The sequence below is a fragment of the Shewanella sp. MF05960 genome (genome assembly GCF_050849305.1).
Lineage (GTDB): Bacteria > Pseudomonadota > Gammaproteobacteria > Enterobacterales > Shewanellaceae > Shewanella.
The window spans coordinates 120,944-147,879 of sequence record NZ_JBOZPS010000001.1 but is presented as its reverse complement, the minus strand read 5'-3'; the positions used below and the strand labels follow the sequence as shown (position 1 = coordinate 147,879).

At 42.4% G+C, this 26,936-nt stretch carries 24 protein-coding genes; 18 read left to right on the top strand and 6 right to left on the bottom strand.

Annotation, left to right across the window (positions count from 1 at the left end):
• Positions 1 to 153: 153 nt before the first annotated feature.
• The 9 genes from glyA (at position 154) to ACROAE_RS00620 (ending at position 7,662) form a co-directional block, all read left to right on the top strand.
• Positions 154 to 1,407, top strand: a complete 1,254-nt coding sequence (gene glyA / locus ACROAE_RS00660; protein WP_432385522.1) for a serine hydroxymethyltransferase — start codon at positions 154 to 156, stop codon at positions 1,405 to 1,407.
• A 102-nt stretch (positions 1,408 to 1,509) separates the two neighbouring features.
• Positions 1,510 to 1,959 (top strand): transcriptional regulator NrdR, encoded by a 450-nt coding sequence (gene nrdR, locus ACROAE_RS00655; RefSeq protein ID WP_432398991.1) that lies wholly within the window; start codon positions 1,510 to 1,512, stop codon positions 1,957 to 1,959.
• A 72-nt stretch (positions 1,960 to 2,031) separates the two neighbouring features.
• The gene (gene ribD / locus ACROAE_RS00650) at positions 2,032 to 3,177 is read left to right on the top strand and encodes a bifunctional diaminohydroxyphosphoribosylaminopyrimidine deaminase/5-amino-6-(5-phosphoribosylamino)uracil reductase RibD (protein WP_432398990.1); all 1,146 of its coding nucleotides are present in this window, start codon (positions 2,032 to 2,034) and stop codon (positions 3,175 to 3,177) included.
• Positions 3,178 to 3,241: 64 nt separating this feature from the next.
• Positions 3,242 to 3,901, top strand: coding sequence for a riboflavin synthase (locus ACROAE_RS00645; protein ID WP_432398989.1), 660 nt, complete (start codon positions 3,242 to 3,244; stop codon positions 3,899 to 3,901).
• A gap of 94 nt (positions 3,902 to 3,995) precedes the next feature.
• Entirely contained in the window at positions 3,996 to 5,099 is a 1,104-nt protein-coding gene (ribBA, locus tag ACROAE_RS00640) for a bifunctional 3,4-dihydroxy-2-butanone-4-phosphate synthase/GTP cyclohydrolase II (RefSeq protein WP_432398987.1), read from the top strand.
• Between the two features lie 123 nt (positions 5,100 to 5,222).
• Complete coding sequence (ribH, locus tag ACROAE_RS00635; protein ID WP_160053672.1) at positions 5,223 to 5,699, top strand: 6,7-dimethyl-8-ribityllumazine synthase; 477 nt, start codon at positions 5,223 to 5,225, stop codon at positions 5,697 to 5,699.
• Positions 5,700 to 5,712: 13 nt separating this feature from the next.
• Positions 5,713 to 6,117: a transcription antitermination factor NusB gene (gene nusB, locus ACROAE_RS00630; RefSeq protein WP_432398986.1), complete on the top strand. Its 405-nt coding sequence runs from the start codon at positions 5,713 to 5,715 to the stop codon at positions 6,115 to 6,117.
• A gap of 87 nt (positions 6,118 to 6,204) precedes the next feature.
• The gene (gene thiL / locus ACROAE_RS00625) at positions 6,205 to 7,164 is read left to right on the top strand and encodes a thiamine-phosphate kinase (RefSeq protein ID WP_432398985.1); all 960 of its coding nucleotides are present in this window, start codon (positions 6,205 to 6,207) and stop codon (positions 7,162 to 7,164) included.
• A gap of 6 nt (positions 7,165 to 7,170) precedes the next feature.
• Positions 7,171 to 7,662 carry a phosphatidylglycerophosphatase A family protein gene (locus tag ACROAE_RS00620; protein WP_432398984.1) on the top strand — a complete coding sequence of 164 codons (492 nt, stop codon included), beginning with the start codon at positions 7,171 to 7,173 and terminating at the stop codon, positions 7,660 to 7,662.
• 105 nt (positions 7,663 to 7,767) lie between these two features.
• On the opposite strand, the gene ACROAE_RS00615 is transcribed toward ACROAE_RS00620, so the two are convergent.
• From ACROAE_RS00615 to barA, 6 genes are all read right to left on the bottom strand, one after another.
• Positions 7,768 to 8,898, bottom strand: a complete 1,131-nt coding sequence (locus tag ACROAE_RS00615) for a hypothetical protein (protein WP_432398983.1) — start codon at positions 8,896 to 8,898, stop codon at positions 7,768 to 7,770.
• Between the two features lie 69 nt (positions 8,899 to 8,967).
• Positions 8,968 to 10,626: a DNA repair protein RecN gene (gene recN, locus ACROAE_RS00610; RefSeq protein WP_432398982.1), complete on the bottom strand. Its 1,659-nt coding sequence runs from the start codon at positions 10,624 to 10,626 to the stop codon at positions 8,968 to 8,970.
• Between the two features lie 181 nt (positions 10,627 to 10,807).
• A complete protein-coding gene (locus tag ACROAE_RS00605; RefSeq protein WP_432398981.1) occupies positions 10,808 to 11,776 on the bottom strand; it encodes an AEC family transporter in 969 nt (322 codons plus the stop codon).
• A 286-nt stretch (positions 11,777 to 12,062) separates the two neighbouring features.
• Positions 12,063 to 12,236 (bottom strand): DUF3319 domain-containing protein, encoded by a 174-nt coding sequence (locus tag ACROAE_RS00600; RefSeq protein ID WP_432398980.1) that lies wholly within the window; start codon positions 12,234 to 12,236, stop codon positions 12,063 to 12,065.
• A 235-nt stretch (positions 12,237 to 12,471) separates the two neighbouring features.
• Positions 12,472 to 13,068 (bottom strand): YjaG family protein, encoded by a 597-nt coding sequence (locus ACROAE_RS00595; RefSeq protein ID WP_432398979.1) that lies wholly within the window; start codon positions 13,066 to 13,068, stop codon positions 12,472 to 12,474.
• Positions 13,058 to 15,919, bottom strand: a complete 2,862-nt coding sequence (gene barA / locus ACROAE_RS00590) for a two-component sensor histidine kinase BarA (RefSeq protein ID WP_432398978.1) — start codon at positions 15,917 to 15,919, stop codon at positions 13,058 to 13,060. Before barA ends, ACROAE_RS00595 begins: the two co-directional genes overlap by 11 nt.
• A 120-nt stretch (positions 15,920 to 16,039) precedes the next feature.
• On the opposite strand from barA, the gene rlmD reads away from it, so the two are divergent.
• The 9 genes from rlmD (at position 16,040) to truD (ending at position 26,936) form a co-directional block, all read left to right on the top strand.
• A complete protein-coding gene (rlmD, locus tag ACROAE_RS00585; RefSeq protein ID WP_432398977.1) occupies positions 16,040 to 17,404 on the top strand; it encodes a 23S rRNA (uracil(1939)-C(5))-methyltransferase RlmD in 1,365 nt (454 codons plus the stop codon).
• Between the two features lie 184 nt (positions 17,405 to 17,588).
• On the top strand, positions 17,589 to 19,796 hold the full coding sequence (gene relA, locus ACROAE_RS00580) for a GTP diphosphokinase (protein ID WP_432398976.1): 2,208 nt from the start codon (positions 17,589 to 17,591) through the stop codon (positions 19,794 to 19,796).
• Between the two features lie 104 nt (positions 19,797 to 19,900).
• Positions 19,901 to 20,713: a nucleoside triphosphate pyrophosphohydrolase gene (gene mazG / locus ACROAE_RS00575; RefSeq protein ID WP_432399204.1), complete on the top strand. Its 813-nt coding sequence runs from the start codon at positions 19,901 to 19,903 to the stop codon at positions 20,711 to 20,713.
• Positions 20,714 to 20,828: 115 nt separating this feature from the next.
• Positions 20,829 to 22,466 carry a CTP synthase gene (locus ACROAE_RS00570; protein WP_432398975.1) on the top strand — a complete coding sequence of 546 codons (1,638 nt, stop codon included), beginning with the start codon at positions 20,829 to 20,831 and terminating at the stop codon, positions 22,464 to 22,466.
• 275 nt (positions 22,467 to 22,741) lie between these two features.
• The gene (gene eno, locus ACROAE_RS00565) at positions 22,742 to 24,043 is read left to right on the top strand and encodes a phosphopyruvate hydratase (protein WP_432398973.1); all 1,302 of its coding nucleotides are present in this window, start codon (positions 22,742 to 22,744) and stop codon (positions 24,041 to 24,043) included.
• A 98-nt stretch (positions 24,044 to 24,141) separates the two neighbouring features.
• Positions 24,142 to 24,441, top strand: a complete 300-nt coding sequence (gene ftsB / locus ACROAE_RS00560) for a cell division protein FtsB (protein WP_432398972.1) — start codon at positions 24,142 to 24,144, stop codon at positions 24,439 to 24,441.
• Positions 24,442 to 24,502: 61 nt separating this feature from the next.
• Positions 24,503 to 25,204, top strand: coding sequence for a 2-C-methyl-D-erythritol 4-phosphate cytidylyltransferase (gene ispD, locus ACROAE_RS00555; RefSeq protein WP_432398971.1), 702 nt, complete (start codon positions 24,503 to 24,505; stop codon positions 25,202 to 25,204).
• A gap of 126 nt (positions 25,205 to 25,330) precedes the next feature.
• Entirely contained in the window at positions 25,331 to 25,816 is a 486-nt protein-coding gene (gene ispF / locus ACROAE_RS00550) for a 2-C-methyl-D-erythritol 2,4-cyclodiphosphate synthase (protein WP_432398970.1), read from the top strand.
• 22 nt (positions 25,817 to 25,838) lie between these two features.
• Positions 25,839 to 26,936 (top strand): tRNA pseudouridine(13) synthase TruD, encoded by a 1,098-nt coding sequence (gene truD / locus ACROAE_RS00545; RefSeq protein WP_432398969.1) that lies wholly within the window; start codon positions 25,839 to 25,841, stop codon positions 26,934 to 26,936.

Below are 26,936 nucleotides of genomic sequence, written 5' to 3'. Positions count from 1 at the left end.
CGAAGCAGATTAAATACCACCTCGGCGGATTAACTTGAATCGTTTTGTATTCAGAACACAGTGAATTTCATGTTGTTTATACTGTGAATGATCATCGTTGCAGAGTAGAATACCGCGCAACCCTACTATATAGAAATTGATGTTGGAGCTACCATGTTGAAGAAAGCGATGAATATTGCGGATTACGATCCAGAATTATTTAAAGCCATTGAAGATGAAACTTGTCGTCAAGAAGAACACATTGAATTGATTGCGTCTGAGAACTACACCAGTCCACGTGTGATGGAAGCGCAAGGTTCTCAGTTAACTAACAAGTATGCTGAAGGTTATCCAGGTAAGCGTTACTATGGTGGGTGCGAGTATGTTGATGTTGTTGAAACATTAGCAATAGAACGCGCAAAAGAATTATTTGGCGCCACTTACGCCAACGTGCAACCGCACTCAGGTTCACAAGCTAATAGCGCTGTGTTTATGGCGTTATTACAACCTGGTGATACTGTTCTAGGGATGAACCTCGCTCACGGTGGTCATTTAACTCACGGTTCTCCAGTTAACTTTTCTGGCAAGCTTTATAACATCATCCCTTACGGTATCGACGAGTCTGGCAAAATTGACTACGACGAAATGGAACGCTTAGCAGTTGAACATAAGCCGAAGATGATGATTGGTGGTTTCTCGGCGTTCTCAGGTATTGTTGACTGGGCTAAAATGCGTGAAATTGCGGATAAAATCGGTGCTTATTTATTTGTTGATATGGCGCACGTTGCAGGTTTAATCGCTGCTGGTGTTTATCCAACGCCAGTGCCTCATGCACACGTTGTGACTTCAACAACGCATAAAACCTTAGCGGGTCCACGTGGCGGCATTATTATTTCTGCGGCTGATGATGAAGACTTGTATAAGAAGCTAAACTCAGCGGTATTCCCTGGCGGTCAAGGTGGCCCATTAATGCATGTTATCGCGGGCAAAGCGGTTGCATTTAAAGAAGCATTAGAGCCAGAGTTTAAAGTATACCAGCAGCAAGTGGTTAAAAATGCCAAAGCCATGGTTGAAGTATTTTTAGCGCGCGGTTACAAAATCGTTTCAGGCGGAACTGAAAACCACTTAATGTTGGTTGATTTAATCGGTCGTGATTTAACCGGTAAAGAAGCCGATGCCGCTTTAGGCAGTGCCAACATTACGGTTAACAAAAACTCAGTACCAAATGATCCACGCTCACCGTTTGTCACATCAGGTGTGCGTATCGGCACACCAGCCATTACGCGTCGCGGCTTTAAAGAAGCTGAAGCGAAAGAGCTGACAACCTGGATATGCGACATTTTAGATGATGCATCTAACACAGCGGTTATTGAGCGCGTTAAAGGCCAAGTGTTGGCGTTATGTGCTAAGTTCCCTGTATACGGTTAATCACTATTGCTGTTGAGGTTTAGGTTAACCTTGCTCAACAAATAGGATAAACTTTAATGGCCGCTAATTTTAGCGGCCATTTTGTTTTCTGCAGGAGGTTCAATGCATTGCCCTTTTTGTAGCGCGACCGACACCAAAGTTATCGATTCTCGATTAGTGACCGATGGCCATCAAGTACGCCGTCGCCGGGAATGTACCGAATGTCATGAACGTTTTACCACATTTGAAGGTGCTGAATTAGTCATGCCTAGAGTGATAAAACGTGATGGCACCAGACAACCGTTTGACGAAGATAAGCTGCGCGGCGGTATGTTGCGTGCAGTGGAAAAACGTCCAGTATCCATTGATGAAATTGATCAAGCTCTGACTAAGATTAAATCAACGCTGCGCGCAACAGGTGAACGTGAAGTAGACTCTGAAATGATTGGTAATCTGATGATGGAGCAATTAATGAGCTTAGATAAAGTGGCTTATATTCGCTTTGCTTCGGTTTATCGTGCTTTTGAAGATGTCTCTCAATTTGGCGAAGCGATTGCCAAGCTGCAAAAATAATCACCGACTAAACGCTAATTTTTTGAATTCTATTTTGTGTGCTTAACATGATATCAAACGAGAGTGATAACCATGTCTAACGGGTCTAGCGTCGATATTGAAATGATGAGCCGAGCCATTATGCTGGCAGAGCGAGGCCGTTATACCACGCGGCCCAATCCATGTGTCGGTTGTGTGATTGTTGCTGATGGACAGATTATCGGTGAGGGCTATCACCAACGTGCCGGCCAGGGACACGCAGAAGTGAACGCCCTAAAGATGGTTAATGAAAATGGATTAACTGCGCAGGGTGCAACAGCGTATGTAACATTAGAGCCTTGCAGTCATTATGGGCGTACGCCGCCATGTGCATTAGGCTTGATAAATGCCAAGGTTGCTAGAGTGGTCGTCGCAGTGACAGATGCCAATCCTGAAGTGTCTGGTCGTGGTATTGCAATGTTAAGAGAGGCCGGCATTCAAGTGGATGTGGGGTTACTCACTGAGCAAGCTTATGCACTTAACCTGGGTTTTATGAAACGCATGAAAACCGGTTTACCCTGGGTCACGGTTAAAGTGGCTGCCAGTTTAGACGGAAAAACAGCGTTATCTAATGGCGTATCAAAATGGATTACAGGCAGCGCTGCTCGTGCTGATGTGCAAAAGTATCGAGCCAGTCACTGTGCGTTAATTACTGGCGTTGAAACCGTGCTAATTGACGATCCCAGTTTAAATGTCCGTTTTGAGTTATTAGGTGAGTTAACAACTCGTCTTAACCCGAATGACATTTTTCAGCCTCTAAGAGTCATATTAGATAGCCGTGCAAGACTAACGGCAACGCCACAATTATTTTCTATACTGAGCCCGATTTTATTGGTCTCGTGTCGTGAATATCCTGAGCAAGTCAAAGCGACATTTCCAGCGCATGTGTCTTTTTTAGTTCTAGAGTGTGACTCGGTAGGTAGAATCCCGTTGTTGGCCTTGTTAACGTATTTAGGCAACACAACCAATTCAGTGTTAGTCGAAGCTGGTTCAACGTTAGCGGGTGCATTTGTAGCACAAAATTTAGCGGATGATATTGTGCTTTACCAAGCTCCTAAGATCCTTGGCAGTCATGGACGCAATATGCTGCAATTGCCAGATTATACTTCCATAGAACAAACGCCCATGTTGCAACTCATTGATGAGCGCAGTATTGGCAATGATAAGCGTTATATCCTCAGATATAACAAACCCTATTAATTGCTTGTTGCCAAGGCTAAAAGTCTGAGCGACAGCAAAGTATAAACGTTAAAAGTGAGTCATTATGTTTACTGGGATAATCGAAGCCCTTGGTACATTACGTAAAATTGATCGCAAAGGTAACGATATTCGCTTAACCGTTGCCAGTGGTAAATTAGATTTAACCGACGTGAAATTAGGCGACAGTATCGCCACTAATGGTGTGTGTTTAACCGTGGTAGAGCGCTTAGCTGACGGTTATGTGGCTGACATCTCAGCTGAAACAGTGGCGTTAACCGGTTTTAGTTATTATCAAGTAGGCCAACAAGTAAACCTTGAAAAAGCCGTTACGGCGACAACAAGGTTAGGTGGTCACATGGTCAGCGGCCATGTTGATGGTATTGCTAAAGTTGAGCAATGTGCCTACAGAGGCAAAGCGCTAGAATTTTGGTTAAAAGCACCCGCAACACTGAGTCGCTATATCGCTCACAAAGGATCGATTACTATCGATGGTGTGAGCTTAACCGTTAATGAAGTAGATGGAAGTCGTTTTAGATTAACTATCGTGCCTCACACTGCCGGTGAAACTACATTAGTGAATTTAAAAGTGGGTGATAACGTTAACATTGAGGTGGATTTAATTGCTCGTTATTTAGAGCGGTTAATGCAGCCTGAAGCAGACCATGCTAAGTCGTCATCGGGTGTGACGATGGAGTTATTGGCCAAGTCTGGTTTCTTACGTTAAGCGTATTAACTTTTGTATCCACTTAACTTATAAAATAAAAATAGAATGACAACTTCAGTATTGAAGCAAACTCTTAATATATAAAGGTCTGACAATGGCGCTACATAGCATAGAAGAAATCATTGAAGATATTCGTCAAGGTAAAATGGTTATCTTGATGGACGATGAAGACAGAGAAAATGAAGGTGATTTGATTATGGCCGCTGATAAAGTGACGCCAGCAGCAATCAACTTTATGGCAACCTACGGCCGTGGGCTTATTTGCCAAACGATGACCAAAGCGCGTTGTCAGCAGCTTAATTTACCGCTAATGGTTACCAATAATAACGCCCAATTTTCGACTAACTTTACCGTCTCGATTGAAGCGGCAACGGGTGTAACCACAGGTATCTCCGCCCACGACCGCGCGTTAACGGTACAAGCGGCTGTGGCTAAAGATGCTAAAGCGTCTGACTTAGTACAGCCTGGTCATATATTTCCGTTGATGGCACAAGAAGGTGGCGTGTTAACGCGCGCTGGTCATACCGAAGCCGGTTGCGATTTAGCGCGATTAGCCGGTTGTGAGCCGTCGGGTGTCATTGTCGAAATTTTGAATGACGACGGCACCATGGCGCGCCGCCCAGATCTTGAAATATTCAGCGAAAAACACGGCATTAAAATCGGTACTATTGCCGATTTAATTGAATACCGTAACACCAATGAAACCACCGTAGTACGTGAAGCACAGTGTAAATTACCGACCCGTTATGGCGAATTTACCATGGTCACCTTTAGAGACACTATCGATAATCAATTGCATTATGCTTTGGTTAAAGACGAGGTTAAAGCAAACTGTTTGGTACGGGTTCATTTGCAAAATACCTTCAACGATTTACTGCACTCTGAGCGCGATCAAAAACGCAGTTGGCCGTTAGAGAAAGCCATGGAACGTATCGCAGCAGATGGCGGCGTTTTAGTGCTGCTGGGTAACGATGAACATTCAAGTCAGTTATTGGCAAAAGTAAAAGCGTTTGAAGCTGAAGATAATGGCCAATCGCCAGCGCCCGCAATGTGGCAAGGAACATCACGTCGGGTGGGAGTCGGTTCGCAAATTTTATCCGATCTAGGTGTAACGAGTATGCGCCTATTAAGTTCACCAAAGCGTTACCACTCGTTGTCAGGCTTTGGTTTAGAAGTGACGGACTATATTGCCGAGTAATGTTGGCAAGTGGTAAATTTAACAATTTCATTAATTGCATAGCGCTCAGGGCTAATGGCTGTGATATCATAGCGCCTCTTTTTGCCCCGAGCCGGGTGCTTTAGCTAATTTAGGTAAGATAGAATGAACGTAGTTCAAGGTAATATCGAAGCGAAAAATGCCAAAGTGGCGATCGTAATATCGCGATTCAATAGCTTTTTAGTTGAAAGTCTGCTTGATGGTGCAATAGACACATTAAAGCGTTTCGGTCAGGTAAGTGACGACAACATCACTGTTGTACGTGTACCTGGCGCAGTTGAATTACCACTAGCGGCGAAGCGTGTTGCTGCGAGTGGCAAGTTTGACGGCATTATTGCACTTGGTGCGGTGATCCGTGGCGGTACTCCTCATTTTGATTTTGTTGCCGGTGAATGTAACAAAGGTCTTGCACAAGTTGCTTTAGAATATGACCTACCTGTTTCATTCGGTGTGTTAACTACAGATACCATTGAACAAGCTATTGAGCGTTCAGGTACTAAAGCAGGTAATAAAGGCGGCGAAGCTGCACTGGGTTTACTTGAAATGGTTAACGTACTGCAACAACTAGAACAACAGCTGTAATAGTAGGAAAAGTATGAAACCTTCAGAGCGCCGTAAGGCCCGCCGTTTAGCCGTTCAAGCCATTTATTCATGGCAGTTAAGTAAGAACAATGTTGCTGACGTAGAACATGAGTTTTTAACTGAGCAGAACACTGATGGTGTAGATGTTGCTTATTTTCGTGAATTATTATCAGGTGTAGCGTCAAAAACTTCACAGATTGATGATTTGCTAAAGCCACATTTAGATCGTGATTTCGAAGATGTTTCACCAGTTGAAAAAGCTATCGTGCGTTTGGCAACTTACGAGTTGACCTTCCGTAAAGATGTGCCGTTTAAAGTGGCAATTAACGAAGGTATCGAATTAGCGAAAGTGTTTGGTGCAGACGATAGTCACAAGTTCGTTAACGGTCTGCTTGATAAGATTGTGAAGCAAAAGTAATACCAGAACGGTATCTTCGGATACCGTTTTTCATTTCTATTAATTGTTTCTAAATTAAGGTGGTCGGTTTACCGCACCAAACTGAATGTGAAAGAATTCCAACTTATCGAACATTACTTTCGTAATAAAGGCCAAAAACGACGCGATGTTGCGCTTAGCATTGGCGACGACTGCGCTTTGGTTAATCCTGCTGAAAACAAATCAATTGCGATTTCATGCGATACTCTCGTTGAAAATGTCCATTTTTTAGCCGACATTCCAGCCCACGCATTAGGGTATAAATCTTTAGCCGTAAATTTATCTGATCTCGCCGCAATGGGTGCTGAGCCAGCATGGTTTACTTTGGCTTTGACGCTGCCGAGTGTGGATGAATCATGGTTAGCAAGTTTCAGCGAAGGGCTTTTTGAAATTGCAGAATATTATGGCGTAGCATTAATTGGTGGCGATACCACTCGCGGCCCGCGCAGTATTAGCATCACCATCAATGGCCAGGTGATAAAAGGCACAGCATTGACACGTGCCGGCGCTAAAATTGGCGATTGGATTTATGTCACTGGTACATTAGGTGATTCAGCGTTAGGCTTAGATATTTTAAGAGGCACTAAAACCGTTAATACTGAAGATAAAGAATACCTGATTAATCGTCATTATTATCCAACCCCTAGGGTATTAGCAGGCCAAGCGTTAAGAACATTAGCCACCAGTGCGATTGATTTGTCTGATGGGTTAATGTCAGATATTGGCCATGTGTTAAAAGCCTCTAAAGTGGGTGCTATTATCGATGTGAATCAAATACCGTTATCTGCTTCACTTAAAGCCAACTTAAATCGTGAAGACGCGCTGAGTTATGCGTTAACAGGCGGTGAAGATTACGAGTTAGCGTTTACTGTTCCAGAGTCTCAACGTGGCGCTATTGATACTGCGCTTATCCATGCAGGGGTTAAATTTGTCAAAATTGGCCAAATCTGTGCTGGTGATAAACTTAAATTAGTCGACGATGGTAAGGCATTTGTCCCTGTTTCCCGAACTTTTGAACATTTTAGTTAACCGATTATGAAACTTATCACTCAAGATAAATTCGTCAATAAGCTGTCTTTAGCTAATCCTATTCACTTTTTAGCATTAGGCTTTGGTAGCGGAAAAGCGGCGAAAGCACCTGGTACCTTTGGCACCTTAGCCGCTGTGCCTATAGTGCTATTAATGCAACAATTAAGCTTAACGCAATACTTGTTAATTACTGTGTTGAGTATGCTTGCTGGTTTTTATATTTGTGGAAAAGCCGCCAAAGACATGGGCGTCCATGATCACGGTGCGATTGTGTGGGATGAAGTGGTCGGTTTAATGATCACTATGATAGCGGTGCCTGTCGGTATTATGTGGTTAGTACTTGGTTTCGCATTATTTCGCTTTTTTGACATAATTAAACCTTGGCCTATCCGCTGGCTTGATGCCAAAGTTCATGGTGGTTTTGGGATTATGATCGATGATGTCTTAGCGGGAATATTTGCATTAATCGGCGTGCAGTTGGCTGTGTATTATTTATAACGCTGCCATAAATTATAACGAAGCCTTAAACATCGAAAAAAAGAGCACTATGTGCTCTTTTTTTATATTTGATGCTTATTGTTACAAACTCAACGATATTAAAGTTTATTGAGGCAACATTAAATTGTTGCGTAGCTGTTCTATTTCATTATTCATGTTGACGACGCGCAGCTTCAGATCTGTTTCATAATAAGTACAACTTAATATTTTACCAATCGGGTTATAGCGTAATTGCCATAATTGCTGCAACTTATTGTCAGTGCCGCAATAATCAGGCTGTTTAAGTGTTGATGAGCTGGCTAACACTGGCTCTTTGACCACATTGACGAAATACTCAGAACGAAGATTATCATCATCAATGAGATGAACAAAAGTATTCACCAACCATTTTTCGTAAAATGGCGCGCTGTTTTTTTGTGCATCTGTAACCGCTTGTTGCATGATATTACGAGAAAATAGCCATTCACCTGAAAAAATACGCTCAAAGTCACGTTGAGACAATGTAAAAGCTGATTGCCAAGTAGTATTTTTCGTCACGATATTTGGATTTTCTTTCACTAAAGTACTCGCAAAACTCAGCTGTTTTTTAAGCATATTATTGGCGATAGTATGACTTAATACCGAACGAGAGGAGTGATAAACGTTATTCCAAAAATGAGCATCTTTGTTTAAGAATGCTATCGCAGCATCAACATCGATTTTATGGGGCGTTGAGTCAGGTCTATTTATTGCTGCAAGTATGCTTAAATCCCTTAGTTGAAAAAGCAGGCTCCAGTGAGGTAGGTGTTGAGTTGTTAAAGACTCATCGCTTTCTTGCCAATCGGGCATAGCAATTAATGTATTGTATTTTTTAATATTCGCTTGATGAGTATGAATTACACGTTTAATGGTTTCGCTATTGTGGCTAAAAAACGCATTACAAGTATCCCAATCTGTTAGTTGGCAAGCGTCTTTAAAGTTAGCTGTTAATTTATTCTGTTGAGCATTAAAAGTGAGCGCCGTGGTTGATTGGCCCGATTGATTCTCTTTTGTGGCGTTGAGTAACGCCATGGCATAGGTAAATCCATTTTCATTCGACTCAACAGGCTGCTGTTTTAGCCAGCTTTCAACTAATAATGTATTTGGAGACTTTGTTCTGTCAGACGCGTTGATTGCCACTAAGCAAACAACGGCAAAGACTAATAAGCTGCTTATTAACCCAACCAGCACGCCTATCGTTTTTAACAAAGTCATCATCACTCTTTATCCTCAAAGTCCATTTAACACAATGGTAACATGATGGTTAGCTTTTGATAAGCCATGACGCTATTGCAATAATTCGCGGGCGTTGGCTAAGGTGTTTTCAGTAATTACGTCTCCACCGAGTAAACGTGCCAGTTCATTAACGCGTTGATCTTTATCTAGTGCTTGCATGGTGGTTTCAGTGCTGCCGGCCTTATTAAACTTATTTACAAACATGTGTTGATGGCCATTTCCTGCAACTTGAGGTAAATGGGTAACACACAACACCTGAGTTGATTCTCCAAGGCTGCGCAGCATTCTGCCGACTACAGATGCCGTAGGGCCTGAAATACCTACATCAACTTCATCAAATATTAATGTTGGGGTTGCGACTTTTTTAGCGGTTATCACCTGAATACCTAAACCTATACGCGATAGCTCACCGCCTGAAGCGACTTTGGAAATCGGTTGTAAAGGTTGCCCTGGGTTAGTGGTCACCATGAATTCAATGTTGTCACAGCCATTCACTGAGATATTGGCTGGGTCGTGATTCACTTCGATACTAAATTTACCTTTAGGCATATTAAGTTCATGAATTGAGCGGGTGACTAATTTATCTAACTCTTTAGCATAACGATTGCGGCTTTGGCTGAGTTTCTGTGCATTGACTAAATAGGCGTTTCTGCTTGCATCTAATTGCAGTCTTATCTCGTCGAGTTTATTTTCATCACCAGCGAGTTCTGCTAACTCTGCCATTAGCGCTTGGTGATGCAAAGCCAGTTTATCTGGGCCTACATGATGCTTACGTGCTAATTGCATTGCCGTTGATAAGCGTTTTTCAAGATAAGCAAAATGCTCAGGATCTAATTCAAGACGGCTTAAATAACTCTCGATTTCGCTAGCACTTTCTTGAACTTGGATTAACGCATCGTTAAGCATAGTACTAATAGGCGCAAGGGATTCATCATAGCCTTGAAGCGTGTCTGCAATGGCGGCGACTTTATTTAACAGTGATTCAATATTGCCATCGTCACTTTCGGTAAGTAAGTGCAAACCAGCCTGGCAACGTTCGATTAAATCAGTGCCATTTGCCAACCGTTTATGTTCTTGCTCAATGTCATCAAACTCGTCTAAGCCTAGGTTAAATTCGTTTAGCTCTTCTACTTGATATTGCAACAGTTGTTGGCGTGAAATACGTTCGTGCTGAGCTTGTTCTAGTTGCTTGAGTTCATTTTCAACTTGTTTGCACCTAACATAACTAGCGCTCACGTTATCAAGTAATATTTTGTGGTTGGCGTAACTGTCGAGCAGATTTAATTGATGCTCACTTTTGAGCATCGCATGATGGGCATGTTGGCCATGAATACCAATTAATAATTGGCCTATAGCTTTTAATTGCGTCACTGGAACGGGATTACTGTTGATGTAGGCGCGAGAACGTCCATCACTATTAATGGTACGACGAAGAATGCATTCGTCGTCAGCGTCGAGATCATTATCTTCAAGCCAGCGTTTTGCTAACGGCACATCGAGCAGGGTAAAGCGTGCACTGACCTCGGTTTTATTCGCGCCGGGTCTCACAGTATTGGCATCACTGCGGTTGCCTAAACACAAACCCAGAGCGTCGATTGCAATCGATTTACCTGCACCGGTTTCCCCGGTGATGCTTGTCATACCGGCTTTAAAGTCGAGTTCTAAAAAACGTACGATAGCAAAATTGTTGATGCTGAGTTGGCAAAGCATAATGAATTCCTGTCTATGAAACCACCAAACCACTGTATTGATAAACAGTATATACTGATTTTTTATACAGTAAAGTAGTAGACCGAAAATTATCTTTGTCTATTTGTTAATCACGAATCGCACGATAGTTATACCAATCTCAATCATTAGCCGATTGAACACATCATTAATTCAATTAACGTTAAGCGTAAGTTTTCAATAAAGATTCAATTATCGGCAGGCTGATAAAGGTCATTAACGTGCCATAGAGTATTGCTTGCGCACTCACATTTGCATGCACCTGGTAACGGTCTGCCAGTAAGTAAACACTTGCTGCAGTAGGAAGTGAGGCTAGTAACACCCCCATTATTAACCATTGTTGCTCAACCCCAAATGCAATTAATAAGCCGTAGGCAATAAGAGGTTGAATGACCAACTTAAACAGGTTAATCACATTGAGTTCAGCAATTAAGCTGGCTGTAAACAGCTTACTGCCTGTTTGTTGACGTAAGGCTTTGACTAATACCATACCAATGGCAAACAGGGCGCAAGGGCTCGAGGTATTACCCAATTGATGTAACATCAGTGACACGCTATTAGGGAGGCTGATATGACAAGCCGATAATGCTATCCCAATGGCACTGCCAACAACGATAGGGTTTTTACCCAGTGCATTAGCCATGATTAAAATGGCTGGTTCAGAGGATTGTTTGTTTCGGCTAGCAAGTTCGATAGACACTAGTGCAAAAGCGAACATGATGACTGATAACAAACTGGCGATGGCCGCAGCGACGAGAGCCATTTTGTTATCGGGAAACATTAAACTCATTAATGGGATGCCAATAAAGGCAGTATTGCCAAAGGTTGAGTTTAATCCACGCATTGCCGCGATGGCTTGTTGCTTTGGTGCTTGCCAAAGAGACAGCGCAATAACGAATGCATAAGTGATTACCATGGCTAAACTAAAGCCGGCAATAAAGCCCCATTGAGCAATGTCTTCAATACGTGTTTCTGCTAATACAATTAATAAAATAGCAGGGAAGGCCACATAATATACAAACTGATTAAGCACGACATCGGTGTCGGCGGGAAGCAGTCTCAACTTTTGGACTAAGCTGCCTAGCAGCATAATGGCGAAGACAGCGATTAGCGGGGTAAGAATACTAGACATCCCTCGCAATTCCTTAGCAAAATGATAATGTTGTCACTTTACTGCTTTTATTCGCTGCGATGCAATTAGACTTAGGCTCAAGGTGATAGTTTTTCATCTTTTCATTGAATTAATACTGATATGTGAAGACTATTTTGTTGTTGGACGTAGATAATTGATTTTATCGCTTAGATTTATAGCTTAGATATATAGTTGAAGTTATTGCAGAAATTTATCGTTTAGATCCGCAGTTGAGGCTTATCGCTGAGGAGTCAAAATGTTGAGAACACCACACTGTGAATGCGCGTTATTTAGCGATTTTAGGCTGAGGTAAAATACCCAGTTCGGTAAAAAAGTGCACTTGTCGTCTTAATTCAAATAACGAGCCTACGCGAACTTGATTGCCAATCACGAGTGTCCAATTGTCGGTTTTGCCGTTTGGATTGGTGAAGGTAAAGCCTTGATAGAAAATTTTTTTCATAGGGCCTTTGACGTTTTAAAACTCAATATCACAGCGTGTAATGGTCGGTATTATAAGGGGTATTGTAAGGTATGAGGTTTTATCTTCCTACTCATTATAACGAATAATAGCCTGAAACATTCAGGCTATTATTCAGGCTATTATTAAGGCTGTTATTAAGGCTATTATTAAGGTATCAAGTTGTTCACTTGGCTGCAAACATCAATTTGTAGCCTCTCGTTAATGCCTGTACCGATTACTCGCTAATGCCAATGTTTGATACGCCAGCGTCAATAATATCTTTACGCAATCCTTTCACTAACTCGCTGTTAATGTCTGGGTTGGCTTCGATAATATCAAGCAACATACCTTGAAGCTCTTTTTCTTCTTCCATTACTGGATGCGAAAAAACAAACTCATCTAGTTCTTCATCCATTAATGATTCATCACTAATCGCTTCAATGTAGTTTGCGACGGTACTTGATGATAATTTGCTGATATTGGTAATGTCTTCTTCAATTTTACTGTCGATAGCACTCATTAACGTTGCGATAGCAACGGCAGCATCCATCGCGGGGTAGGCACCATAAGCTTCAAAATCGCTTGGATCTGGAGTGTTTTCATCGAGACGTTGTAAATGTACATCAATATTGAATTTAAGCTTTTTGTCGTATTGGCTTTGCCATAATAGCTCAAGTGCGGTGCTTAATACTTGAGGCTCACCAAACTCACATACTTCAGAGAATAGTTTGTAATTAGGTAACATACGTTGACACAAGGCAAGTGCAAAAAGCTGTTTTTGCGGTAAAGATAGCGCCTTAAGGCGTTTAAAGAATCCGGGTTTACTGGTCATTAGGAGTATCCACTGATAGCTGGTTTATCACTTGATTTGCAGCTGATTCTACCTTAGTTAACTCATCAAGTAACTCTAGTATTTCAGGTTCAAGATCATCGATATCAATTTTATGCTTTAAGGCTGATTCGATATCTTTACAAAGTTTTTGTGTTGTCGGTACGCCGCAATAGCATGTTGCGCCATGCAGTTTGTGCACTGCTTGTAATAATGTTGCAGAATCACGTTTTTCTAAGGCATTGTCGATAGCTGCAACTGTTTCAGGAAGCGAGCTAACCAGCATTTTTAGCATGTCTAATGCTAAGTCTGGTTTTTGATTGGCTTGAGTTAAACACAAACCCCAATTTAATATGGTGTTGTCGAAATGGGTAAATTTAGGCTTGGTGATCCAGCGATTAATCACCCCTTTTAACGATACTTCATCGATAGGTTTTGGTAAGAAGCCGTCCATGCCACAGGCGAGAATTTTCTCTCGCTCTTCTGCAATCGCATGAGCCGTAACTGCAATAATAGGGGTGTGACGGTTAAGCGATGCGAAGCGGATTTGTTGGGTAGCTGTAATACCGTCTGTACCGGGCATTTGAATGTCCATAAAAATTAAATCGAATGCATGTTCTTGAGCTTGCTTTATGGCGTCTTTACCGTTGCTTGCGGTCACTACATTGACAACCAATTCTTTTAATAAGGTGTCAATTAGTTTTAAATTAGCCATATTATCGTCAACCGCTAGCACAGAGGCCTTAATACGGTGAGTGTCTTCGACAATGGGCCGTTCAGGCAAGCTGACTAATGTAGCTTGCGTGGGTGGGTATATTAAATGGCGTGCTAAGGTAAAGTCACTTATTGGCGTGTTAAGCAGGACATCTGCATTGGCTTTAAGCACGTTAATAATCACATCTTGATCAACACAGTCATGCAACAGCACTAAGCAATCAGTATGCTGACGTGCTTGCTGTAATAAATGAATTAATTCGGCGTTATCAACAAAACCATGACAGCTCATAATAATATAATCAAATTTACTATTTTGACTTTGCAGTACCGAGGTCAAGTTTTCTGGGTTTGCGACATTGGTTAAAATTAACTGCCAAGAGACTAATCGGCGGTTAAGGGTGTCTCGAGACAACTCGCGAGGCTCATACAGCAACACAGATTTATGTTGTAGGACATTGACTGGCAAGACTTCGCCTATTTCAAATTGGCTGATCCCAAGTGGTAAAATAAACCAGAAGTTTGAGCCTTTATTGGGGGCAGACGTAAAGCCAATTTGGCCCCCCATTTGGTTAATGAGTCGCTTGGTGATAACTAAGCCTAATCCCGTGCCGCCAAATCGGCGTGATATAGAAGAATCTGCCTGGCCAAATGCTTGGAATAAATATTCTTGCTGGCTCTCGTCGATGCCAATGCCGGTATCGATAACTTCACATCGAAGAGTAATATTGTCCTCGTCATGACCGACTAAGTGAATTTTAAGGATGACACTGCCAGAGTCGGTAAACTTAATCGCGTTACCCACTAAGTTGGTAATAATTTGACTCACTCGCATGGAGTCGCCACTCACACTCTCAGGGACATTGCTATCAATATCAATGACCAACTCCAGACCCTTTTCTTGGGCGCTGCCAGCAATAATGGTAAGCGTTTCAGCAAGTGTTTCACGCAGTGCAAATGGCATTTTTTCAAGTACCATTTTGCCAGCTTCAAGTTTAGAGAAGTCGAGAATATCGTTAATAATACCCAGTAAGTTACTGGCGCTTCGTTCAATGGTTTTAATGTAATCCAGCTGGCTAGTATGCAGAGGCGTTTTTAACAACTGCCTTGCAAAACCGATGACACCATTGAGCGGTGTTCGTAACTCGTGCGACATGTTGGCTAAAAATTCAGACTTAATTCGGCTTGCTTCTAAGGCACGTTTTTTGGCTAAGTCTAACTCAACGTTTTGAATTTCAATTTGCTCTAGGGTTTCACGTAAGTCTGATGTGGCTTGGTCAATATTTTGCTGCATCTCGTCGTGATATTCGGATAAAGAGCCCGCCATGGCATTAATACCGCGCTTAAGTAAATCAAGCTCACCGATTAAATTACCTTCAAGGCGTGTATCCAGTTTACCCTCACGAATTTTTGCTACCACACGCACCATTTCAGTAATCGGATGGTTAACATGCTTTACCAGACGGAATGTAAAAAATAGATTAAATTGCACGCCTATTAACACAATAATAAAGGCCGCTATAGCCGCTCTATGTTGCTCGAGTAGTGCATTTTCTTTATTAAGCAGAACGGAAATATAGCCTAGAATTTGCTCTTGCTGGTTGTTGAAGATAGGTTTTATGAAATGCTGATTTTGTTGTGTGTTTTGTTGTGTGTTTTGTTGTGTGTTTTGTTCGGTATCGTTAACGCGATTTAAGCTACTGAGCAACGAGCTTTCAAGGCCGGTATGCGAAATAATGGGTACACGGATAACGAGCGTATCGCCAATGGTTTCGTGTTCTGTACCTATGAGTGTCGTTAATGGCTTTTTAAAGCGCATTGTTTCAAAATCTTTATGATAATGAGACGTTACAAATAATTGATTTTCAGCGTCAAATACCGCAATGGAGTGAATTAACGAAGCATTATTAATTTGCGATGCCGCCAGAAGGCGTTTTGTCGATTCGCGGTCTTGATTAATAATGCCAAACTCACTGGCAATGGCTAAAGGTTCAACAATATTGCTGCCTTTTATAATTAAGGTGTCTTCCAATTCATAAAAGCGGTTTATCGTGAAATAACTTCCAAGTAGAATACCCACGACAATTGTGGGCGCTAACGCAAGTACCAGAACCCAAGAACGTAGGCTGTATTTGGTCATATTGTTGGCACTTTTCATGGCTGTTAGGTGTGTTCCTGATGCTAAATCGCTATTATTACGTCTAGACTGCCAGAAACAGCGCACTCTTGACTAGTTTTTTATTCGACATCTGAGGCCGAAATGGCACAATTTTTCAAAGAAAAACCGAACAAATCTAAACAATTATCTGCAAAGCTCACGCTAGATGTCACCCAACTAGACCACCTCGGTGCAGGTATGGCACAGCTTCAAGGTAAGGTGGTGTTCATTGCCGGTGCGTTACCCGGCGAGCGCGCAACGGTGCAGCTTATTGAGCAAAAGAAAAGTTATGCTAAAGCCAAACTAATCAATATTGCCAGTCCAGCGCTAAGTAGAGTCAAACCTCATTGTCAGCATTACAGTCAATGTGGTGGATGTGATTTACAGCATATGGACATTCAAGCTCAGCGTGATTATAAGCAATCAGCCTTGGTTGATTTAATGGCTAAGTCGAGTTCAGATGCTATCGATACACAGATGTTGGCAGAGGCGATTATTGGCGATGGCTGGCATTATCGACGCAGGGCTCGCCTCGCTACCGTACTGGATAAACGCAGCCAACGTTTACAGCTGGGATTTCGTGCTGGTAACAGTAATCAAATTATTGAAATTAACCAATGCCCGGTATTAGCGGCTCCTTTGTCAGATTTAATTACGCCTTTAGCGGCTAACTTAAACCAATTAAAAGCCAAAGCGAGCATCGGCCATGTTGAATTGACTCAGGCTGATAATGGTCATTTTGTTGCACTCAGAGTGACTAAAAAACTGCCTAACTCCGATATTCGCTGGTTAAGTGGCTTTGCTGAAAAACATCAGCTTAATCTGTTGCTACAAGATGATGCCGGGCAACTAACCCAGCTTTATCCTTCGCTCGCTTCGATTGAGCAAGCTGTAACGTTGCCTTATTATCATTTGGCCGCCGAAAGTGTGCGATGTTCATTTACCCCGGGTAACTTTGTCCAGGTTAATGGCACCATTAATCAAGCGATGGTGGATCAAGCTATTGAATGGCTAGACCCTCAAGCGGGTGAGCGTATTCTTGATTTGTTTTGTGGTGTCGGGAACTTCAGCTTGCCTCTTGCTAAAAAAGCGGCGCAAGTGATTGGGGTTGAAGGTGTGCCAGAAATGGTTGAGCAGGCTAAGCAAAATGCGTTAGATAATCACTTAGACAATGTAACGTTTTATCATGCAGACTTAAGTGCTGACTTATCAGAACAAGCCTGGTTAGGTAAAATTGATAAGTTATTACTCGACCCAGCCCGTGCTGGTGCCTATGAAAGTTTACAGTGGTTACAGAAGATGCAACCTAAAAAAGTGGTATACGTATCGTGTAATCCAGCAAGTTTAGCGCGCGACAGTAGTGTATTATTAGCCAATGGTTATCGTATTGCCAAAGTAGGTTTAGTGGATATGTTTCCGCAAACGCACCATACCGAAGCCATGGTTTTATTTGAATTATGTAAATAAGCTGGCAGTATTTACTGCAATATCAAATGGTATGCTATAAATTTGTTCAACTGAGCTCGTTTAAATTGACAAAAAAGTCTATGGCTTCAAGATGACGTGTTCAGTTGTAATTAATGCCTCATTTATTCCTTTAAGAATACAATGATGGTCGATATCAGTCGGTCATGCGGCTAAGGAAGGGTTCATGGTATCTGTTCGCGAAGCACATTTTAATACGCAAGCATTCCAATTAGATGAGTGGGTCGCTCGTTATCTCGACGACAAAGACGACGCTCAAAAATTATTAGTATTGATCCAGCAAGTTGAGGCCTTACCGGTCAAAAATAAACTGGCTCATACTGAATTGCTTGCGCGCGCTCGTGAAATGATCGAAATCCTCGCGCCGCTCAACATGGACATTGAAACGCTTCAAGCTGCAGTGCTGTTTTTAATGTTTGAAGCTGATGTATTAAACGAAGAGCAATTAGCTGAACAGTATGGCGACAATTTAGCAAGACTCGTTGCCAGTGTTGTCACCATGAATGCCATTGGCGCACTGAAAGTCAGCGAAAACTCGCGTGATGCCGAACCGCAAATCGATAATATTCGTAAAATGCTGTTAGCGATGGTTGAAGATGTGCGCGCTGTCGTCATTAAATTGGCAGAGCGCGTGTGTTTATTGCGTGCGGTTAAAAATGCTGACGAAGAAACTCGTGTATTGTTAGCCCGTGAAATCGCCGATATTTATGCCCCACTGGCTAACCGTTTAGGTATTGGTCAGCTTAAGTGGGAGCTCGAAGATATTTCGTTCCGCTATTTGCACCCAACAGTATACAAAGACATTGCTAAACAGTTAGACGGTAAACGTGTTGACCGCGAAGTGTTTATCGACAAATTCGTCACGCAACTGCAACAACGTTTAGACAACGACGAAATTCGCGCAAAAGTGTATGGCCGCCCAAAGCACATATACAGTATTTGGCGCAAAATGAAGGGCAAAGATCTTAAATTCGATGAATTGTTTGATGTAAGAGCTGTACGTATTGTCACCGAGCGATTGCAAGATTGCTATGGCGCCTTGGGCGTGGTGCACGATTTATGGCACCACATTCCGCGCGAATTTGACGATTACGTGGCCAATCCAAAACCAAATGGTTACCAATCGATCCACACCGTAGTGGTGGGGCCTGAAGGCAAAACCGTCGAAATTCAAATTCGTACTGAAGCGATGCACCAAGACTCTGAGTTAGGGGTTGCTGCGCATTGGAAATATAAAGAAGGCGCGGGTAACACCAAGCAAACCGGTTACGAAGAAAAAATTAACTGGCTGCGTAAAATTTTACAGTGGCAAGAAGATGTGGCCGAAAGTGGTAACTTGGTTGATGAGGTTCGTAGCCAAGTATTTGAAGACCGTGTTTATGTGTTTACTCCTAACGGTGAAGTGGTCGATTTACCGCTTGGCTCAACCGTACTCGATTTTGCTTATTACATTCACTCGCAAGTAGGACATAAATGTATAGGCGCTAAAGTTGATGGCCGAATTGTACCATTTACTTATCAAGTCGAAACGGGTGAGCGCATTGAAATTATCACCTCAAAAACGCCTAACCCTAAACGCGACTGGTTAAATCTAAACTTAGGTTATATTAAGTCGTCACGTTCACGTTCTAAAATTCAACATTGGTTTAAGCAACAAGACCGCGACAAAAATATTGCCGCCGGTAAAGAGATGCTCGAATCTGAATTGTCGCGTGTTGGTTTAAAAATTAAAGATGCTGCAGTGGCCGTTGAGCGTTTTAATCTTAACACGATGGACGACATGCTAGCGGCCATTGGCGGTGGTGATTTACGGTTAAATCAGGTGGTGAATTTTACCGAAACTAAAATCCGCAAAGTCGTCGATACGGACGAAGACTTAGTTGAAGACATTCTTAAGAAAGCATCACATAAACCGAAAAAATCAGATAAAGGCCAAGTAGAAGTTAATGGTGTTGGTAACTTGATGAGCCATATTGCTCGTTGTTGTCAGCCAGTGCCCGGCGATGAAATATTTGGTTATATCACCATGGGCCGTGGTATTTCGGTGCACCGTAGTGATTGTGAACAAGTAAAAGAGCTCATGCGGGCTCACCCTGAGCGCAGTGTTGATGTAATTTGGGGCGAAAACTACTCTGGCGGATACCGTATTCGAGTGCGAGTATTATCCCACGACCGCAGTGGATTATTACGCGACTTAACCACAGTGCTAGCCGCTGAAAAGTCGAATGTGATGGCCATGAGCTCATCATCAGATGTGAAAACCCAAACCGCAACGGTAGAGCTTGAACTTGAGTTGTATAACCTAGACGGTTTATCGCGCATTATTGCTAAATTATCGCAAGTTGATGGTGTGATTGAATCTCGCCGGCTATAACGCCGCAAGATTAAAAGGCAAGACTCAGCGCAAAGGCACCTTAATCTAGGTGCCTTTTTAATTTAAAAGCTTTTCAAATTTAGAGGATAAACAACGTGGCAAACATGCAGCCGTTATTAGACATTATGAAGAAATTACGCGATCCGCAAACCGGTTGTCCGTGGGATCTTGCTCAAGACTTTGCCACCATTGTGCCTTTTACCCTAGAAGAAGCCTATGAAGTGGTCGACACCATAGAGCGCAAAGCGTGGCAGGAGTTACCCGATGAGTTGGGCGACTTGTTATTTCAAGTTGTGTTTTATTGCCAATTAGGTCAAGAGCAAGGCATGTTTGACTTTGCCACGGTTATAGAGCGCATTAGCGATAAATTGACCCGACGTCATCCTCATGTGTTTGCTCAGGCTGATGGCCAAATCAGTGGTCCTATTATCAATTCTCAGGACTTGAACCAGGCATGGGATAAGCTTAAAGCTAATGAGCGTCAACAAAAACAGTTGCACTCAGCCCTTGATGATATCCCCACTGCGTTACCGGCATTGTCGCGAGCGCGAAAAATTCAGCATCGGGTGGCTAAAGTCGGCTTTGACTGGGCAGAGCTTGAACCCGTTGTGGCTAAAATACATGAAGAGATTGATGAAGTACTCGTTGAGGTAAATAAGCAGCCTAATGATGCCGATTACTCTAAAGATAAAGTGCAAGATGAAATGGGCGACTTATTATTTGCAGTCGTGAATTTAGCCCGCCATTTAAAAGTCGATCCTGAACAAGCTTTACGCCAAGCAAACACTAAGTTTGAGCGACGTTTTAGGGGGGTTGAACAATATGTAGCCGACAGTGGTAAAGCGATTGAACAGCATACATTAACTGAATTAGACGGCTATTGGGATCGAGTAAAGCAGCACGAAAAGGCAAATTAAGCTAAATATAGCGCGTTTAAGTTTGTCGAATCGAGGTGGCTTTGGTATGATATCGCCCCGTCCTAGTGCTTTCTTACAAGCACGTTTTTTTCCAACACATTTTCTCAGGTTCAGCATGACTACAAGGTATATCTTCGTTACTGGTGGCGTTGTTTCATCACTAGGTAAAGGCATTGCAGCAGCTTCGCTAGCAGCAATTTTAGAGGCGCGTGGCCTTAATGTAACCATTATGAAACTGGATCCATACATTAACGTCGACCCAGGTACGATGAGTCCTACTCAGCACGGTGAAGTATTCGTGACTGAAGATGGCGCTGAAACCGATCTTGACTTAGGTCACTACGAGCGCTTCATTCGCACTAAAATGAACCGTCGTAACAACTTTACTACTGGCCGTATTTACGAAGAAGTTATTAGTAAAGAACGCCGCGGTGATTATTTGGGTGCAACCATTCAGGTTATTCCGCACATCACCAACGCCATCAAAGAAAAAGTGCTTGCCGGTGGTGAAGGTCATGACGTTGCAATCGTAGAGATTGGCGGCACGGTAGGTGACATCGAGTCATTACCTTTCCTTGAATCTATCCGTCAATTAGGTGCAGAACTAGGACGTGAACGCACTTTATTTATGCATTTAACCTTAGTGCCATTCTTAGGTGCCGCAGGGGAAATTAAAACCAAGCCAACGCAGCATTCTGTTAAAGAGTTGCGTTCTATTGGTATTGCGCCGGATGTATTGGTTTGTCGTGGCGACCGTGCGATCCCAGCCAATGAAAAAGCAAAAATTTCGTTATTCTGTAATGTAGAAGAACGTGCTGTTATTTCATTAAAAGACGTTGATAGCATCTACAAAATTCCAGCGTTGCTGCGTTCACAAGGGTTAGATGACTTAGTTATCAAACGTTTTAATTTAACCTGCAACGAAGCTGATTTGTCTGAGTGGGAAAATGTTATTTACCAAGAAGCCAATCCAAATGGTGAAGTCACTATTGGTATGGTAGGTAAGTACATTGAATTGCCAGATGCTTATAAGTCAGTTAACGAAGCATTAAAACATGCAGGCTTAAAAAACCGCGTTACCGTGAACATCAAATACATTGATTCACAAACGGTTGAAGCTAAAGGCGAAGAAGTATTACAAGGCCTTGACGGTATTTTAGTCCCTGGCGGTTTTGGTGAACGTGGCGTAGAAGGCAAAATCTTTGCGGCTAAATTTGCACGCGAAAACAACTTACCTTACTTTGGTATTTGTTTAGGTATGCAAGTTGCGTTAATCGAATTTGCACGCCATGTTGCCGGTTTAGAAGGTGCTCACTCTACGGAGTTTAATCCTGAAACACCTTATCCAGTCGTGGGTTTGATTACCGAATGGATTAATGAAGAAGGTGATGTTGAAAAACGCCATGAATCTTCTGATTTAGGTGGCACAATGCGTTTAGGCGCTCAGTTATGCCATTTAAAAGAAGGCACAAGAGCGGCTACAGCATACAATTCAACAACCTGTGTTGAACGCCATCGTCATCGTTACGAAGTAAACAACAACTTCATTGAACGTCTTGAAAAAGCCGGTTTAGTGTTTAGTGGTTTGTCATCAGATCGTAAGTTGATTGAAATGATTGAGTTGCCAGATCACCCTTGGTTTGTTGCTGGTCAATTCCACCCAGAATTCACCTCAACGCCTCGTGATGGCCACCCATTATTTGAAGGCTTTATTGCTGCTTCTTATGCGTATCAAAAACGCGACATAAGCTAATACGTATTAGCCGCTAATGTTCTGCATTAGCGGCTTTTTTGTCTATGATATATGCGTAAGATCAAATAATCGGCTTATTGATGTCTCACTGTGGTTAAAACTAAGTTGAAGCAGAGACCAATTCGATTTATCCTAAGCTCTAAATAGAATAAAATTACAAAACTGAAAGTTACATACCAATAAGTCAGCAATATTAGGTTGTCGAGTGGTTTTATTGGTATTGGCTTTTAACTTTTATTACATTTTTTAATTTACTGACACAGTACGAGGATATTATGGCTAACATTATTAAAGTGATTGGTCGCGAGATTATGGATTCGCGTGGCAACCCAACCGTTGAGGCAGAAGTGCATTTAGAAGGCGGTTATGTGGGTATGGCTGCAGCACCATCTGGCGCATCAACGGGTAGTCGTGAAGCATTAGAACTTCGTGATGGCGACAAAGCGCGTTACTTAGGTAAAGGCGTATTAAAAGCTGTTGCTGCTGTAAATGGCCCAATTGCAGACGCGATTAAAGGTAAAGATGCATTGGCTCAAGCAGAACTTGACCAAATTATGATTGACTTAGACGGTACAGAAAACAAAGCTAAATTTGGTGCTAACGCCATTCTTGCTGTTTCATTGGCTATTGCTAAAGCCGCTGCTGCAGCTAAGCACGTACCTTTATATGCGCACATTGCTGATCTAAACGGTACTCCTGGTGTTTATTCAATGCCACTCCCTATGATGAACATCATCAACGGTGGCGAGCATGCAGACAACAGTGTTGATATTCAAGAGTTCATGATTCAACCGGTTGGCGCTAAGACATTCCGTGAAGGTTTACGTATGGGCGCAGAAGTATTCCACAGCCTTGCTAAAGTCCTTAAAGCTGATGGCCATTCAACTGCAGTAGGTGATGAAGGTGGTTTTGCTCCAAACTTAGCCTCTAACGAAGCCGCGCTAGCAGCAATTAAAGTCGCTGTTGCCAACGCAGGTTATGAGTTAGGTAAAGACATCACATTAGCGATGGATTGTGCAGCTTCTGAATTTTATGACAAAGAAGCTAATATTTATGATCTTAAAGGTGAAGGCAAAAAATTCACTTCTGAAGAATTCAACTTCTTCTTACAAGGTCTTACTGAACGTTACCCAATAGTTTCTATCGAAGATGGTCTTGACGAGTCTGACTGGGATGGTTTTGCTCACCAAACTAAATTAATGGGTGATAAAATCCAATTAGTGGGTGACGATTTATTCGTAACCAACACTAAAATTCTTAAGCGTGGTATCGACAACGGCATCGCTAACTCTATCTTAATTAAGTTCAACCAGATCGGTTCGTTAACTGAAACGTTGGCTGCAATTAAAATGGCAAAAGATGCCGGTTTCACCGTGGTGATTTCTCACCGTAGTGGCGAAACTGAAGATTCAACGATTGCTGATTTAGCCGTAGGTACCGCAGCAGGCCAAATCAAAACCGGTTCATTAAGCCGCAGTGATCGTGTTGCTAAATACAACCAGCTACTGCGTATTGAAGAAGCGCTAGGTTCAAAAGCACCATACAATGGTCTTAAAGAAGTGAAAGGCCAAGCATAATTTTTGCTTTAGCTTAAAAAGGCCACCACTCGGTGGCCTTTTTTGTTGTACTATATCCAATATACATTCTAAGGGTTAATGCGACGTAACTTGATATTATGAAACAACTAATATTATTAATGATTGGTTTACTGGCTGTTTTACAATATCGGCTATGGCAGGGCGATAATAATTTTTCTGAATATGTCTTGCTGCAAACCCAGATTGAAGCCCAACAGCAAAGCAATCAAAAGCTGGTGGCTCGCAATCAAATCCTCAAAGAAGAAATCATCGACTTACTCAGTGGCACTGAAGCGATAGAAGAGCGCGCCCGAAACGAGCTTGGAATGGTTAAAGAAGGCGAAACCTTTTATCGTGTAATTAGCACCGAATCACGGGATCAACCGTTTAATCCATAGCTTGTTGTGCAGTGATAATGACGCGTTAAACGGGCTATAATAATTCTAAAAATGGTTTACTATGCAAAATAATCCTCAGTCAATTATTGCCATTGTTCCAGCTGCTGGTATCGGCAGTCGCATGGGAGCTCATAAGCCAAAGCAGTATCTAATGCTCGGTCAGCAAAGTATTTTGGCTCACACCCTGGATGTATTATTGTCGCACGAACGCATTGATCAGGTTATTGTCGCTTTGCATCCACAAGATCAATATTTCAAGCAACTTCCCCAAGCTAAACACCCTAAGCTTATAAAAGTGATTGGCGGTGGTGAGCGAGCTGACTCAGTTCTTGCTGCGCTGGAACATGCCATGTCGATTAATCCTACAGCATGGGCGTTAGTTCACGATGCTGCCAGACCTTGTTTACGCCATGAAGATATTAACAAGTTGATTGCATCGCTAAAACAATACCCTCAAGGTGCAATTTTGGCGGCGCCAGTGCGCGATACCATGAAGCGCAGCGATGCCAGTGGTTTAATCACCAATACCGTTGAGCGAGCGTTACTTTGGCACGCATTAACCCCACAGTTTTTCCCCATCACTGCTCTGAAAAATAATTTATCTCAGGCACTTGCTGCAACGGTCAATATTACTGATGAGGCGAGTGCAATGGAATGGGCCGGAGTGATGCCAGGGCTAGTGAGTGGTCGTGTGGATAATATTAAAGTGACTCACCCTGATGACTTACAACTTGCAGCATTATTTATGCAACAAGCACAATAAAATTTATGCAATAAACACAATAAAAATATGCAACAAGGACAAAAAATTTATGCAATAAACACACTAAAATTTATGCAATAAACATAATAGCCTTATTGTAATGATAACCTCATCACAAGGATTAACATGAATATACGTATTGGCCATGGTTTTGATGTACACAAGTTTGGTGGCGACAAACCGCTTATTTTAGGGGGCGTGGTCGTGCCTTATGAGACAGGCTTAATTGCTCACTCTGACGGTGATGTAATTTTACATGCTGTCAGTGATGCGATATTGGGTGCGATGGCATTAGGCGATATTGGTAAACACTTTCCCGATACCGATGCTAACTTTGCCGGAGCGGATAGTCGTGAGCTGTTGAAGCATTGCTATGAGCTCGCTCGTCAAAAGCAGTTTGTGATAGGTAACCTTGATGTCACGGTGATTGCCCAGGCCCCTAAAATGGCGCCGCATATTGAAGCAATCCGTGAGTGTTTAAGTGCTGATTTGCAAACGGACATCGATAACATCAATGTAAAAGCAACGACCACTGAAAAATTAGGTTTTACCGGACGTAAAGAAGGTATTGCTGTAGAAGCTGTCGTACTGATGGTTAATCAATCGCGTTAATAATATAGAGAATGTTTGCCAGATGAACGAATTACATTACCTGCTAGATAAACCGTTAAGCCAAGCTGATTTACGCACACACAATAGTGATTTTATTGTGAAAGAAATTTTGCCATTTACCCCAACAGGTGAAGGCGAGCATCATATGTTGCATATTCAAAAAAATGGCTTGAACACAGTTTATGTTGCTGAGATGCTGGCGAAGTTTGCTAAAGTCCACCCTAAAGAAGTGACTTATGCTGGCCAAAAAGACAAAAACGCCGTCACAGAGCAGTGGTTTGGCATTCGTATTCCTGGCAAAGAAACCCCAGAGTGGGCACAGCTTAATAGCGATAAACTCACTATTTTATCAAGTAGTCGTCACAGTAAAAAACTGCGCATTGGTGCGCTATTAGGCAACCGTTTTGTGCTCACTTTACGCAATATTACCGATGTAGTTGATGTTGAATCTCGCTTACAACGTATTGCTTCAGTCGGCGTGCCTAACTATTTTGGTGAACAACGTTTTGGTCACGATGGTAAAAATTTAGTCATGGGTCGTCAGATGTTAAGCGGTGGCCGTAATATAAAAGATCGCAATAAACGCAGCATGTACTTGTCTGCAGTGCGATCAAACATATTTAACTTAGTGGTGTCACATCGCTTAGCCACACAACAAATCAATACCATCGCAGGTGATTGTGTGATGTTAGCGGGCAGCAAGAGTTATTTTACTGTTGATGCGTGGGATGATGTGCTTAATTCCCGCCTAGCTGAAAAAGACATTCAATTATCTGCTCCTCTTTGGGGGCGTGGAATTCCCTTGGCAAAAGATGATGCGCTGGCACTTGAAATGGCGCCGTTAAGCGATTATTTCGATGATTTATCTGGCCTTGAAAATGCAGGACTCTCCCAAGAAAGACGACCTCTTTTACTTGAGCCGCAAGGGATGAAATGGCAGTTTAACGACAATGTATTAACGCTTGAGTTTATGCTGCCTGCAGGCAGTTATGCGACATCTGTGTTGCGTGAGCTTGCTGATTATCAAGATGTCCAAGAACAACAAAGACAAATCATGGTGGCAGAACAACAAGCGCAGCGTTTATTGCAAGATGAACAGCAACCTAATAAAGAGTCCTAA